The organism is Anoxybacillus amylolyticus, assembly GCF_001634285.1.
GTDB classification, from domain to species: domain Bacteria; phylum Bacillota; class Bacilli; order Bacillales; family Anoxybacillaceae; genus Anoxybacteroides; species Anoxybacteroides amylolyticum.
Genome location: NZ_CP015438.1, coordinates 2,367,570 through 2,381,391, shown reverse-complemented (window position 1 = coordinate 2,381,391; position 13,822 = coordinate 2,367,570). Strand labels below are relative to the sequence as shown.

14 protein-coding genes and 1 riboswitch are annotated in these 13,822 nt (G+C 47.0%); of the genes, 13 read left to right on the top strand and 1 reads right to left on the bottom strand.

What is annotated here, in order from left to right:
* The first annotated feature begins 4 nt into the window (after positions 1–4).
* The 4 genes from GFC30_RS12110 (at position 5) to GFC30_RS12095 (ending at position 5,422) form a co-directional block, all read left to right on the top strand.
* Positions 5–1,654, top strand: coding sequence for a cytochrome c biogenesis ResB family protein (locus GFC30_RS12110; RefSeq protein WP_066325943.1), 1,650 nt, complete (start codon positions 5–7; stop codon positions 1,652–1,654).
* Positions 1,641–2,825, top strand: a complete 1,185-nt coding sequence (gene ccsB / locus GFC30_RS12105) for a c-type cytochrome biogenesis protein CcsB (RefSeq protein WP_066325942.1) — start codon at positions 1,641–1,643, stop codon at positions 2,823–2,825. Before GFC30_RS12110 ends, ccsB begins: the two co-directional genes overlap by 14 nt.
* A 117-nt stretch (positions 2,826–2,942) precedes the next feature.
* Positions 2,943–3,659, top strand: coding sequence for a response regulator transcription factor (locus tag GFC30_RS12100; protein WP_066325941.1), 717 nt, complete (start codon positions 2,943–2,945; stop codon positions 3,657–3,659).
* On the top strand, positions 3,659–5,422 hold the full coding sequence (locus tag GFC30_RS12095; RefSeq protein WP_084256438.1) for an ATP-binding protein: 1,764 nt from the start codon (positions 3,659–3,661) through the stop codon (positions 5,420–5,422). Before GFC30_RS12100 ends, GFC30_RS12095 begins: the two co-directional genes overlap by 1 nt.
* A 48-nt stretch (positions 5,423–5,470) precedes the next feature.
* On the opposite strand, the gene GFC30_RS12090 is transcribed toward GFC30_RS12095, so the two are convergent.
* Complete coding sequence (locus GFC30_RS12090; protein WP_066325939.1) at positions 5,471–5,656, bottom strand: hypothetical protein; 186 nt, start codon at positions 5,654–5,656, stop codon at positions 5,471–5,473.
* A 150-nt stretch (positions 5,657–5,806) separates the two neighbouring features.
* Positions 5,807–5,988: riboswitch (cobalamin riboswitch) on the top strand.
* 123 nt (positions 5,989–6,111) lie between these two features.
* On the opposite strand from GFC30_RS12090, the gene GFC30_RS12085 reads away from it, so the two are divergent.
* From GFC30_RS12085 to GFC30_RS12045, 9 genes are read left to right on the top strand one after another with little or no spacing between them, the layout of a single operon-like run.
* The gene (locus GFC30_RS12085) at positions 6,112–7,071 is read left to right on the top strand and encodes an ABC transporter substrate-binding protein (RefSeq protein ID WP_066325937.1); all 960 of its coding nucleotides are present in this window, start codon (positions 6,112–6,114) and stop codon (positions 7,069–7,071) included.
* Positions 7,037–8,077 carry a FecCD family ABC transporter permease gene (locus GFC30_RS12080; protein ID WP_066325935.1) on the top strand — a complete coding sequence of 347 codons (1,041 nt, stop codon included), beginning with the start codon at positions 7,037–7,039 and terminating at the stop codon, positions 8,075–8,077. The genes GFC30_RS12085 and GFC30_RS12080 overlap by 35 nt, the downstream gene beginning before the upstream one ends.
* A gap of 5 nt (positions 8,078–8,082) precedes the next feature.
* Positions 8,083–9,549 (top strand): adenosylcobinamide amidohydrolase, encoded by a 1,467-nt coding sequence (locus GFC30_RS12075; RefSeq protein ID WP_066327370.1) that lies wholly within the window; start codon positions 8,083–8,085, stop codon positions 9,547–9,549.
* The gene (gene cbiB, locus GFC30_RS12070; RefSeq protein WP_066327369.1) at positions 9,549–10,517 is read left to right on the top strand and encodes an adenosylcobinamide-phosphate synthase CbiB; all 969 of its coding nucleotides are present in this window, start codon (positions 9,549–9,551) and stop codon (positions 10,515–10,517) included. Before GFC30_RS12075 ends, cbiB begins: the two co-directional genes overlap by 1 nt.
* Positions 10,474–11,547: a threonine-phosphate decarboxylase CobD gene (gene cobD, locus GFC30_RS12065; RefSeq protein WP_066325933.1), complete on the top strand. Its 1,074-nt coding sequence runs from the start codon at positions 10,474–10,476 to the stop codon at positions 11,545–11,547. Before cbiB ends, cobD begins: the two co-directional genes overlap by 44 nt.
* Positions 11,541–12,101: a bifunctional adenosylcobinamide kinase/adenosylcobinamide-phosphate guanylyltransferase gene (locus GFC30_RS12060; RefSeq protein WP_066325931.1), complete on the top strand. Its 561-nt coding sequence runs from the start codon at positions 11,541–11,543 to the stop codon at positions 12,099–12,101. Before cobD ends, GFC30_RS12060 begins: the two co-directional genes overlap by 7 nt.
* The gene (cobS, locus tag GFC30_RS12055; protein ID WP_066325928.1) at positions 12,098–12,868 is read left to right on the top strand and encodes an adenosylcobinamide-GDP ribazoletransferase; all 771 of its coding nucleotides are present in this window, start codon (positions 12,098–12,100) and stop codon (positions 12,866–12,868) included. Before GFC30_RS12060 ends, cobS begins: the two co-directional genes overlap by 4 nt.
* On the top strand, positions 12,826–13,455 hold the full coding sequence (locus tag GFC30_RS12050; protein ID WP_066325926.1) for a histidine phosphatase family protein: 630 nt from the start codon (positions 12,826–12,828) through the stop codon (positions 13,453–13,455). The genes cobS and GFC30_RS12050 overlap by 43 nt, the downstream gene beginning before the upstream one ends.
* Positions 13,404–13,814: a bifunctional adenosylcobinamide kinase/adenosylcobinamide-phosphate guanylyltransferase gene (locus GFC30_RS12045; RefSeq protein ID WP_066325925.1), complete on the top strand. Its 411-nt coding sequence runs from the start codon at positions 13,404–13,406 to the stop codon at positions 13,812–13,814. Before GFC30_RS12050 ends, GFC30_RS12045 begins: the two co-directional genes overlap by 52 nt.
* Positions 13,815–13,822 lie beyond the last annotated feature (8 nt).

The following is a 13,822-nucleotide window of genomic DNA, read 5'->3' as shown; positions in this document are numbered from 1 at the left end:
TCAAATGGAACAAGTAAAATGTGAATGTGGACATGTCAACCCATATGGTACTGCTTTTTGCGAAGCGTGCGGGAAACCGTTGGAAGAAGTCGAAAAACCACTATTGGACATGCGTTATGAAGGAAGTGCCCGCCGTTCGCAAACATATAATAAAACGACAATTGATAAAATTTGGAATTTCTTCTCATCCGTAAAAGTAGGCGTGTGGCTCATTGTCATTACGTTAATTGCCTCGGCTATTGGAACGATTTTTCCGCAAAAAATGTATTTGCCGCCGAACGTGACACCGGCGCAATATTATGAAGAGGAGTACGGTTGGGCTGGAAAATTGTACTATGAACTTGGCTTTGACAATTTATACGGCTCATGGTGGTACATGCTATTGATTGCGCTGATTGGCGTTTCACTTGTGATTTGTAGCTTAGACCGGGTGATTCCCCTCTATCGTGCGCTTAACAATCAAGGAGTGACGCGCCACGACTCCTTTTTGCGCCGTCAACGGTTATTTAGCGCGACAAAGATAGCGGATGATCACCTGTTGGAAACGATCAAGGAGCGGCTTGCCAAACGTCGTTATCATATTCGAGAAGAAAACGGTAATATTCTTGCCGAAAAAGGGCGCTTTTCGCGTTGGGGCCCGTACGTCAACCATATCGGACTTATTATTTTCTTAATCGGGGCAATGCTTCGTTTCGTACCAGGAATGTACGTCGATAAAGTGTTATGGATTCGCGAAGGGGAAACGAAAGAAATTCCGGGAACGAACGGCGAATATTTTTTAAAAAATGAAAAATTCACGTTTGAAACCTATCAAAAAGGAAAAGAAAACGCTGTATTTAACGCAGCGATTGACCGTGTTGGCAGCGGAATGGTTGCGAAAACATATGAAACGAAAGCGGTGCTTTATAAGCGCGTCGGTCCGGTTATCGCTGGCGAGGAGCCGAAATTGAAAAAAATAAAAGAATATAAGATTCGTGTCAACGAGCCGCTGAAATACGATCATTATGCGTTATACCAAGTGGATTTTAAGCTAAATGAGTTAAAAAGCATGTCGTTTTCGCTTATTGATAAACAGACGAGCAAATCATTTGGGATGATTACTGTTGATTTATTGCAGCCGAAGGAGAAATATGATTTAGGTAACGGCTACCGTGTCGAGCTATTAAGTTACTTCCCAGATTTTTATTTTGATGACGATGGGAATCCAAACACAAAATCGAGAGTGCCAAACAATCCAGCCTTTGTCTTTAAAATGTATACACCGGATAAACCAAAAGGAGAAGTAAGTTTTGTCGCGATCCGCCAAACGATTGAGCCGTTTGGCAACAACAAATATAAAATGGCGTTCGCTGGCATTGATACGCGAAATGTCTCCGCCCTAACGGTGCGCCGTGATTTGACGCTATGGGTGTTAGGAATTGGAGGGACGGTTTTCATGATTGGACTTATCCAAGGAATGTATTGGAACCATCGCCGCATTTGGCTGAAGCGGACGAACGGGGAAGTATGGCTTGCTGCGCATACGAATAAAAACTGGTTCGGGCTTAAACGAGAAATTCAAGCAGTTATTGATGGGACAGACATTATGATGCCAATCGATCAAGCCGAAATTGCAAAGAAAGCACAAGGGGGGAATGAGCTTGGTACAACTTAGTAGTACGCTGCTCTATATTGCATTCGTTCTTTATTTAATCGGAACGTTCTTTTTTGGTGGAACAATTCGTGAGAAAAAGGGGAAAGAGCGAACAAACCGCTGGGCGACAATCGGGATCGTTATTACGATTTTAGGGTTTATTGCACAGCTAGGATATTTTATTACTCGTTGGATGGCAGCAGGGCATGCGCCCGTCAGCAACTTATTCGAGTTCACGACATTTTTTGGCATGATGCTTGTTGCAGCGTTTATCATCATTTATTTTATTTATAAAACTGCCATTCTCGGTGTATTTACGTTGCCTGTCGCGCTTCTTGTCATCGCTTATGCGAGCATGTTTCCGCGGGAAATTACCCCACTTATTCCAGCGTTGCAAAGCGATTGGCTAAAAATTCACGTCACGACAGCAGCAGCAGGGGAAGCAATTTTAGCAGTCAGTTTTGCGGCAGGGCTTATTTATTTAATTCGCGTTGTTGACCAGTCAAAACCGAGCAAACGCACGTTTTGGTTGGAGTTCGTGTTGTTTTGTTTAATTACGACGCTTGGCTTTGTTGGCGTTTCAAGCGCATTTGCCATTGCAGATTACGAAGCGAAGTTTCAATGGATCGATAAAAACGGGAAGAAAACAGAGGCGATTTATGAGCTGCCAGCGCTTGTTGGCCCGCATAAAGGAACATTAGAGAAAGAAAGCAAAGACCGCATGCAGCCGCTTGTCGAAATGCCGGCGATCATTAATGCGAAAAAGTTAAACACGGTCATTTGGTCATTGATTGGCGGTACGGCGCTTTATTTATTGTTGCGTCTTGTGCTGCGAAAGCGGGTTGCTGCTGCTATTCAGCCGCTTGTGAAAAACGTCAACTTAGATTTAACGGACGAAATTAGCTATCGGGCAGTGGCGATTGGATTTCCTGTGTTTACGCTCGGTGCGCTTATTTTCGCCATGATTTGGGCGCAAATTGCGTGGACGCGTTTTTGGGGTTGGGATCCGAAAGAAGTATGGGCGCTTATTACGTGGCTCTTTTACGCAGCCTTTTTACATCTCCGCTTATCGCGCGGATGGCACGGGGAGAAATCGGCATGGCTTGCGGTCATTGGCTTTGCCATTATTATGTTTAACCTTGTGGCGGTCAATCTTGTCATTGCCGGCTTGCACTCGTATGCAGGGTCTTAAAGGGGGATATCTCATAGAGATGTCCTCTTTTCTATGCCTTTTACTGTTATTTCAGTAATATTTGTAGATAAACGGTTTCAGTTTTTGTAAAATAGTGAACGAGGGAGGATGTTCTATATGGATAAACAAGTGAAAATTTTAGTTGTTGATGACGAAGAGCGCATTCGCCGCTTATTAAAAATGTACCTAGAGCGCGAAGAGTATGTCATTGATGAAGCCGAAACAGGCGACATGGCGCTTAAAAAAGCGCTCGAAAATGAATATGATTTGATTTTGCTTGATTTAATGCTTCCAGGAAAAGATGGAGTGGAAGTATGCAAAGAAATTCGCGAAAAGAAAGCGACGCCGATTATTATGTTAACAGCAAAAGGCGAGGAAGCAAACCGCGTGCAAGGATTTGAAGCGGGAACAGACGACTATATCGTCAAGCCGTTCAGCCCGCGCGAGGTTGTACTGCGCGTCAAAGCATTGTTGCGCCGTGCGGCGAATGCGACGTACGTTCAAGCGGACACAACCGCAAAAGATGTGCTCGTTTTCCCGCATTTAACTATTGACAATGATGCGCATCGTGTGACGGCGGACGGAAAAGAAGTAAGTCTAACACCAAAAGAGTATGAATTGCTTCTATTTTTAGCAAAATCACCGGATAAAGTGTTCGACCGAGAGCAGTTGTTGAAAGAAGTATGGCATTATGAATTTTTTGGCGATTTACGGACAGTCGATACGCACATTAAGCGTCTTCGCGAAAAATTAAATAAAGTATCGCCAGCAGCGGCAAAAATGATTGTTACTGTTTGGGGAGTTGGCTATAAGTTTGAGGTTGTGAGTGAATGATGCGGTTTTGGCGAAGCGTCGTTGGGAAACTATGGGCGACGATTTTATTGCTTGTGTCGTGCGTGTTAGTGGTATTGACGATGCTGCTCCTTAAATTTTTTGAAACGTACCACGTCCAAGAGGCGGAAAAAGAATTGACACAGCTGGCGGTGAAAGTAGCGGGGGTGATGCACGAGCGGCAAGATGAAGCGCTTGCCCGCTCGATTGCTTCATCGCTTGTTGGGGACTCATCAAAAGCGATAATCATGTTTGATAAAACCCATTATTGGTATTTGCCGTCACATTCGAAGCAGCAAGATATCCCGCTTTCTCTTATTGAATCAGACGATGTCCTAAAACAAGCGTTTACAAAGCAAGTGAAAAAGAAAATGTATTTGCCAACCATGCAGACCTCAGACGGCTCTAGCCAATGGCTTATTGTCGGCGTGCCGCTAGAAACGGCGAGCGGGAAACAAGGGGCGGTGTTTGTTTTTCAATCGCTAAAAGCGGTAGAGGATACGACGCAACAGACGAAAAAGTTTATTTTTTTAGCGGCGTTTATTGCGATTGTGTTGACGACGATATTTGCTTTTTTCTTATCGACGCGCATTACAGCACCGCTACGGAAAATGCGGCAAGCTGCGTTTGAAGTGGCGCGCGGTAAATTCGATACGAAAGTCCCGATTTTAACCCATGATGAAATTGGGGAATTGGCGATGGCGTTTAATCAAATGGGGCGGCGTCTTCAGTTTAACATGAATGCGCTCAATCAAGAAAAGGAGCAGTTGGCAAGCATTTTAAGCAGCATGGCGGACGGGGTGATTACGTTTAATCGAGACGGTGAGATTTTAATCACAAATCCGCCGGCAGAGCGGTTTTTGCAATCGTGGTATTTTGAGCAAGGAAACGAAAGCGAAGCGATGGAGGCATTGCCACCGCAAGTGACCGACTTGTTTTCGCGTGTCGTGAACGAAGAGAAAGAGCAATCGATGGAGCTGACGTTGCAAGGACGGACGTGGGTTATTTTAATGACCCCCCTTTACAGCCAAACGACGGTGCGTGGGGCGGTAGCGGTGTTGCGCGATATGACGGAAGAGAGAAGACTAGATAAATTGCGTAAAGATTTCGTAGCGAACGTATCGCATGAGTTGCGCACGCCAATCGCAATGCTGCAAGGGTATAGTGAGGCGATTATTGACGATATTGCGGCGACCGACGAAGAGAAAAAAGAGATGGCGAAAGTTATTTATGACGAGTCGCTGCGCATGGGTCGGCTTGTGAACGATTTGCTAGACTTAGCGCGCATGGAGGCAGGACACATTACGTTAAATTTAGAAGAAGTACAGCTTCGTCCATATATCGACCGTGTCATTCGCAAGTTTCAAGGCTTGGCAAAAGAAAAGGGTGTCGATTTATCGGCCGAGTTTCGAACCGAAGTGGAAGTCGTTATCGACCCAGATCGCATTGAGCAAGTGTTAACGAATTTAATTGACAACGCGCTTCGCCATACAGACGAGCAAGGGTCCGTGAAAGTAACGGTGGAAATTAATGGTAATTCGGTCGTTGTTCATGTGCAAGATTCTGGCTCTGGTATTCCAGAAGACGATTTGCCGTTTGTCTTTGAGCGCTTTTACAAGGCGGATAAAGCGCGTACGCGCGGCCGCTCGGGAACAGGGCTTGGTCTTGCGATTGCGAAAAACATCGTCGAAGCGCATAAAGGCACGATCACCGTCCATAGCAAACTTGGCGAAGGCACAACGTTTACGTTTACGCTGCCGCTGTAAAATGGGGCTGCCCCCACAACGCATGTGCGTTGTGGGGGCAGTCTTGTTTTATACGTAAGGATGACTATTCGTTTCGCGCTGCTGATGCAAGTATGTTTCGACGTAAATTCGTTCTGCGTCGGTGGCGTTTTTCGCTCCTTCTTTTGGATTCATTTGGATGTTGCGCTTTTTCGCGATTCGATCGATCAGAAAGCCGGAAATAAGCAAGCTGCCCATAAGGATAATCCAGCCCATGAACTTCTCCTCCTTTTTCATTATCATACCATAAAATACCATTAAAAGGGAAGTGAAAAAATCATAATTTTCTTTGTTTTTTTGCTATAAATAATGGATTGCCAAACCACGCTTCTTCCTTTAATATTATAATTGTTCGAAAAATTCAATTGCATACAAGGCAAAAAAGGTGTCACAAAGACTTAATAGGGAATCTGGTGCAAGTCCAGAGCTGTCCCCGCAACTGTAAATGCAGACGAAATGAAATCACCACTGTACGGCAAGGTCGTATGGGAAGGTTCAAAGTAGGAGGAAGCATGAGTCAGTAGACCTGCCTTTTTTGCGTTAGTTTCCTATCTTCGGGGAGTGAGATGGCGAAACGGCAATGTAGTATGTCCGCATGATGTCGTTTCCCGCTCACTTCGTCCGAGGTGAGCGTTTTTCATTTTCACACCATACATACAGGAGGAGAAACTATGAAACAGTGGAAGCATTACGCGCTGCTCGTTGTTTTTTTGCTGACGTTCGGCATGATTGCGGCGTGCAGCAACGACACAAGCAAAACGAGTGAATCGAATGCAAAACAAGAAACGAAAGCGGCATTTCCAGTCACCGTGAAAGACGGTCTTGGAGAAGACGTGACGATTAAAGCCGAGCCGAAAAAAATTGTATCCCTCATTCCAAGCAACACAGAGATTGCGTACGAACTAGGATTAGGGGATAAAATTGTTGGCGTGAGCGATTTTGACAACTATCCAGAAGATGTGAAAAACAAAGAAAAAATTGGTGGCATGGAGTTTAATGTCGAAAAAATTATTTCCTTGAAACCAGACTTAGTACTCGCCCACGCGTCGAGCGCCCATAACTCGAAAGACGGGCTCAAGCAGCTAAAAGACGCAGGTATTGCAGTACTTGTTGTCAATGACGCGAAATCATTTGATGATGTGTATCATTCGATTGAATTAGTTGGCAAAGCAACTGGCACGACTGAAAAAGCAAAAGAAATTGTCGATCATATGAAGACGAAGCTAGAAGAAATCAAAGAAAAAGCGAAAAACGTAAAACAGCCAGTGAAAGTATGGGTAGAAGTATCGCCAGCGCCGGAAATTTATACAGCAGGAAAAGGAACGTTTATTGACGATATGTTACAAGCGATCCAAGCGAAAAACGTAGCCGGCGACCAAGAAGGCTGGCCGATGTTCACCGAAGAAAAAGCGGTTGCGCTAAACCCAGACGTCATTATTACGACATACGGCTACTATGTGAAAGATGCCGTCAACCAAGTATTGGCCCGTCCGGCTTGGAAAGACGTTCCGGCGATTAAAAACAAGCGAGTGTATGACGTCAACTCTGATTTAGTATCGCGCCCAGGTCCACGCCTTGTCGAAGGAGTAGAGGAACTTGCGAAAGTCATTTATCCAGACGTCTTTAAATAATACGATGATTTATGCGGGCGCTGCTTTTGCGGCAGCGTTTGCGATACTATTAGGGATATCGATAGGCGCTCTATCGATTCCCTTTTCTACTATTATCGAGATTTTTTTGTCGCAAATAGGAATGATTAGTAAACATAATATTCCAGACAACCTTGTGCAAATCGTTTTAGCGATTCGCTTGCCGCGCGTCGTTCTTGCCTTTTTTGTCGGGGCAGCACTCTCGCTTGCCGGCGCAGCTTTTCAAGGGTTGCTGAAAAATCCGTTGGCAGATCCATACACGCTTGGTGTGTCGTCCGGCGCTTCCGTCGGCGCGGTTCTCGTGCTGTTTTTCCATTGGCAAATTCCTTTTTTTGGAACGTTTACATTACCGTTTGTCAGCGTCGCATTTGGTCTTGCTACCCTTTTTCTCGTGCTTTTATTTGCAAGAAAAGTAGATCGCCGGTTGTCGATTGAAACGATTATACTAACGGGGATTATTTTCAGCGCCTTTTTTAGCGCCCTTATTTCGTTAATGATTGCGTTATCAGGCGAGGAACTGCGCCAAGTGATTGGCTGGCTAATGGGAAGTGTTGCAATGCGCGGTTGGAAGTACACGCTGATGATTGCACCTTTTTTTCTAATAGGAAGTGCTTTATTAATCGTCCATCTTCGTGAATTAAATGCGTTTTCGTTTGGGGAAGCGGTTGCGGCACATATTGGTGTCGACGTGGAGAAACGAAAACTTGCTATTTTAGTTGGCGCATCGCTATTGACAGGGGCGGCAGTTGCCGTTTCTGGAGCGATCGGGTTTGTTGGGCTCGTCGTCCCCCATATCGTTCGGCTTATTATCGGACCGAACCACCGCTTGCTTTTGCCGTTATCGCTTTTGTATGGAGGGGCGTTTTTAGTGCTGGCCGATTTAGTGGCGAGGACAATCATTTCACCGCGGGAGTTACCGATTGGTGTTATTACGGCATTAATTGGTGCGCCTTTATTTGCCTATTTATTTTTTAAAAGAAAGACGTGAGCAAAATGCTACGAGTAAACGAATTGTCGTATCGGTATGGAACAAAACAAGTGCTGCATCGTGTATCGTTTGCCGTTGAGCAAGGGGAGTTTTTCGGTATTTTAGGACCAAACGGAAGCGGAAAAACGACGTTATTAAAACTATTAAGCAAGGAACTTCCGTTGCAAGAAGGAGCAATTGCATTGAACGACATGCCGCTTGTTTCCTTTTCACCAAAACAATTGGCGCGCGTCGTTGCCGTTTTGCCGCAAAGCGTGGAGGCAGCGTTTGGCTATACGGTAAAAGAAACGGTAGAGCTTGGGCGCTACGCTCATCAGCGCGGACTACTGCCGAAATGGACAGAAGAAGACGAACGAGCCGTTCAAGAAGCGTTGGCAAAAACCGGGTTGCTTGCTAAGCAGCAGCAGCCAATCGACCAATTAAGCGGCGGCGAACGCCAGAGGGTCTATTTGGCACGGGCGCTTGCCCAAGAGCCGAAAGTATTGCTTCTAGATGAGCCGACCAATCATATGGACATCGCCCAACAAGTGCGTTTACTCAATGAGTTGAAGCAATGGACGAATGAAAAGCGGTTGACGGTCGTCGCGATTTTTCATGACCTCCATTTAGCAAGCCTCTACTGCGACCGTCTTTTGTTGCTTCATGAAGGACATGTGGCGGCGAACGGTACGCCTAGCGAGCTGATAGAAGAAACGACGATGGAGCACGTATTTCACGTCGCGGTGCGCCGGCAAGCCCATCCCGTACTGCCTGCGCCGCTATTGACGTTTTTGCCACACGTAAAGCATATGAGCGAAGGATTGGCATCACTTACCATGACAACAACGAGTGAACAGCTCGTAGTCACAACGAAAACGCCGTTTAAAGTGCTTTCTTCTGCCGTCGTTGGCGCTGGGGTTCAATGGGCGCGTTATTTTGTTAATCGCCACGTGCCGAAGCAATACACTTCTAGTGACCCCGAAGCGGAAATGAAACAATATTTGCGTGAGCGCTCATTTGATGTGCAACAAACGATTGGCATGATGACCGCCGTACATGTGGAAGATGCGTCCATTGTGTATGAAAAAGATTTAGAAGTTTCATTATGTGCGATAGTCACCGCCGGTGTCGGCAATGCGGTCGATGTCACGAAAGCATGGCAACAAAACGTTTCTTCGTCGGTCGGCACGATTAATACGATGATTTTCATTGACGGGATGTTGACAGATGCGGCGTTCGTACAGGCAGTCATGACGGCAACGGAAGCGAAAACGAAGGCGTTAAGCGACGAAGGGGTGCTCGATCCAGTGACGAACACGTTCGCTACTGGAACATCGACCGACTGTATTGCCATCGCCGCTTCGCAAACAGGGAGAGAATACGCCTATGCAGGGTCGGCAACCGCACTCGGGAAAGCAATTGGCCGCGCGGTATATGAAGCGACGATAAATGCGTTACGAAACTATGAAAAGCGGAAAGGGGAGCGCCGATGATTTACCATTTATATGCGATGGTTGGTGCAGTCTTCCTCGATACGTTTATTGGAGATCCGCGCTCGTTGCCACATCCGGTGCGAGCGATGGGAGCGCTAATTGCCGCGCTTGATCGTCATCTCAATAAAGGACGGGCTCGGCGGTGGAAAGGAATTTTGGCAGTAATGGTCGTCATCGGCACCGTTTTCTCGTTTAGCTATGCACTTATTTCGCTAAGCTATCAGCTATCGCCGGTAGTTGGTGTCATCGTCGAAGCGGTGTGCATTTTTACGACAATCGCGGCAAAAAGTTTACAAGAAGCGGCGTGGAACGTCCTTGACCCACTTGAAAATGGCGATATCCAAAAGGCGCGGCAAGAATTAGGCATGATCGTCGGACGCGATACCGAAACGCTCAATGAGCCGGAAATGGTGCGCGCCTGCGTGGAAACGGTGGCGGAAAATACAAGCGACGGGGTTACCGCTCCGCTTTTTTATGCGCTCATCGGCGGCGCGCCGCTTGCTCTTTTGTATCGGGCGGTCAATACGTGCGATTCGATGCTCGGATATAAAAACGAAATGTACCGCGAATTTGGCTGGGCATCGGCGCGGCTAGACGACGTGCTCAATTACGTGCCTGCTCGGTTGACGGCATGGGTGATGCTGTTAGCAAATAGCCGTTCGCTCCGCCGCCACGCGCGGCTACTATTGCGCGATGCCCGTAAGCACCCAAGCCCGAACAGCGGCTGGGGAGAAGCGGCGATGGCTGCGATTTTAGGCGTGCAGCTTGGCGGAACGAATACATATCGAGGGGTCATATCCGAGCGCCCGAAAATTGGCGATGCGGTGCACACGCTAACAAAAGAACATATTCGCCAAGCGGTTTCGGTAATGTGGCGAACGTTGTTTGTGTTTGTTGTGCTGCTGTTAATAGGGGGGATGATCGTTGAATTGGCCATTGCATGGAGCAAATCCACACCGTTTCTATGAAACAACCGGGTTACCGCTTCCTGAACGGGTGCTTGATTTTAGCGTGAATACGAATCCGTATACGTTGCCGCTTGCGCTTTGGCCGACGCAAGCCGATTTTTGTCGCTGGGCAAGCGAATATCCCGATTCAGAGGCAGAAGAACTAATCCGCGCGCTTGCCCAGACAGAACAGCTTTCCGAACAGCACATTTTTGTCGGAAACGGGGCATCGCAATGCATTGATTTACTCGCCCGATTATTTTCCGGGAAACGTGTCGGCATAGTAGAGCCGACGTTTTCAGAATATCGCCGGTCGTGCCTAGCCAATGGCTGCCCTGTACAATCTCTCGTTTCGACGGAAGAAAGCAGCTGGAGGCATGAATTGTCGGCGCTATTGGATTTACTCGAACAAGTCGACGTACTATTTCTTTGCCAGCCGAACAACCCGACCGGTACGGCAATGGAGAAAGAATCGCTTTATACGTTAGTGCAAGCGGCGGATGAGCGTAGGAAATTTGTTGTCATCGATGAAGCGTTTTATCATTTTTGGGATGGGGGATATACAACATTGCCATGGATTTCATCGTTTCCTCATCTCATTGTCGTTCGTTCGTTAACAAAAATTTATCATTTAGCGGGGGCGCGCGTCGGGTATGTAGCAGCGAATGAAACGATTGTCGAAAAACTAAAGGCGTTGCAGCCGGCGTGGAGTGTAAGTCAATTGGCGCAACAGTTAGCGCTGCATTTTTTGCCAATGCGTGAATTTGTGAGGCATACGCGTTCGATGATTGCAAGCGAACGGCAACGGGTGACGTCGATCTTGCGGGAAGCAGGATATTATGTTTCTCCGTCGGTTGCTAATTTTTATTTGCTTCGTCCGCTAAACAAGCCAGTGGAACCGCTTTTGTACGGCTTATTAAAGGAAGGAATTGTCCCGCGCCATACATTAAACTTTCAAGGATTAAACGGCCGCTATTTGCGCTTGGCGGTGAAAACAACGGAAGAAAATGATCAGCTAGTATCTTCTCTTACAAGGTGGCAAACATGGTAATTTTTATTAGCGGTGGTGTACGGAGCGGAAAAAGTGGAATAGCGGAGCGCACCGTCCGTTCGCTTGCTTCGCCAACGAGCACGATTCATTACATCGCGACAGCAAACGTGACCGATGACGAAATGCGCGAACGCGTCATTTGCCACCAACAAGCTCGACGTCTACAGCCGGTCGAATGGGTGACGTGGGAACAGCCGCGTAACGTGCATGAACTGATTGGAAAGGTTTGTACAGAAGATGTCGTTTTGCTCGATTGTTTGACGAATTGGGTCGCAAACGAATTGTTTGCTGAACAAGGTTGGGAAAAGGAATCGTATTGTCGGCGAAAAGCGGACGATATTTTCGCAACAATAAACGAACTTTCTGCCGTTGCTAAGGCGGTCGTCATCGTCTCCAACGAACTATTTTCGGGCGGTGTGTTGCAAGACATAGGAACATATCATTTTATGAAAATGCTCGGCTGGCTTCATCAGCAAGTCGTTCGCGTTGCTTCATCCGCGATCGTTGTGCAACATGGCATCCTGATTGTGAAAAAGGGGGATAATTTTTTATGATGATATGGCATGGACTATGTTTGGCACTTCAGTTTTTAACCGTTTTCCCCCTTGGGAAAGAAGTGACGTGGGAAGAAAAAACGGCGCGCTGGTCGGTTCGGATGTTTCCTGTTGTCGGGTTAGTGGTTGGTAGCGTACAGGCGCTTGTTTATTGGCTTTTTTTACAAACATCGGTTTCGCCATTATTTCTTGCTCTTTTTCTTTTGTTTTTTTCGATTTTTTTATCGGGGGGCTTGCATGCGGATGGCTGGATGGACGTTAGCGATGCTTTTTTTTCGTATCGGGATAAAGAGCGGCGACTTGACATTATGAAAGATTCGCGCGTTGGAGCATTTGCGGTCTTATCGATTATTTTTCTTCTTTCATTTCGCTTCGTTTTTTTCTATGAAACAATCGGACATGTAGTGCCGATTGTCTTTATCGCTATTCCGTTTTTTTCCCGGTCGTTCATGTCGCTTTTATTGCTGTATGGAAAGTTGGCAAAACCGACAGGGATGGCGGCGGCGTTTCGCGAACATGTGACGAAAAGCGATGCACGTTTTATTATCTTTTTGTTAAGTATAGGAATAGCCAGCTTTGTTGCCATTCGTCCGGTCGAAACGATAGTGCTTGCGCTTGGTGCCGTTTTTAGTTGGCTTAGTGCGCGGTCGTTTTATGAGCGGCAATTTGGCGGCATTACTGGCGATATGCTCGGCGCCTTTGTCGAAGGAACGGAGGGATGGCTATGGTTTCTCATTTGGCTGTTACGTTCGTTCGTCACGGCATAACAAAGGAAAACGAAGAAAAGCGGTACATCGGTTTTTCGGATGTGCCGCTTTTAGAACGGGAAATTGCTCGGCTTCGGAGCGTTTCCGTTACGTGTTCGCCTGATTTCGTCGTCACGAGCGATTTGCAGCGATGCCGACAAACGTGTCGCCTCTTATTTGCAGAAACGCTTCCTGTATATGAACGAAGCGCTTGGCGCGAAATAAATTTTGGCGATTGGGAAGGAAAAACGTATGCGGAGTTGAAAGAAGTAGAAGAGTATAGAAAATGGCTCGATTCCCCGTTTGGTGTTGCACCGCCCAATGGGGAGCATTATCGCGAGTTTCAAGCGAGAATCGAAAAAGCGCTGACGGAAACGATTGCGCTTGCGAAACAGCGTTCGGCTTCGCATATTGCCATTGTGACGCATGGCGGATCGATTCGCTATGTATTAGCGCGTTATGCGCCGGAGGAAAAGCCGTTTTGGGAATGGACGGTGCCGTTTGGCGGCGGATTTACGTTATTATCGACAACGGAGCGATGGGAGGGGCGGAAGCGATGCATTTCGTTGTCGGCGGTGCGTTTCAAGGAAAACGAAAATGGGTTGTAGAGCATTACCGATTGATAGAAGTAGCGCACGTTTGGTGCAGCGGCTATACGCAAGCGCCGTTTTTGCCGCACGAAATCAATGCGCGTACGGTAATTTTCGAAGGATTGGAAGCATTGATTCGCCAGTTGCCGGAACGAGCGTATTGGGAGTCGTTTTTTCAGACGTGGTGCGAGTGGGAGAGCGAAGCGGAAGGGCGGCACGTCGTTTGGATTGGTTGCGACATTACGCAAGGGATTGTGCCGATGGAAAAAGAGGAGCGGCATTGGCGCGATGTGACCGGATGGTGCTATCAACAATTAGTGAAACAATGCACCCGCGTGGACCGCATTTGGTGCGGGCTAGCGGAGCGTATGAAATAAGGGGGAAG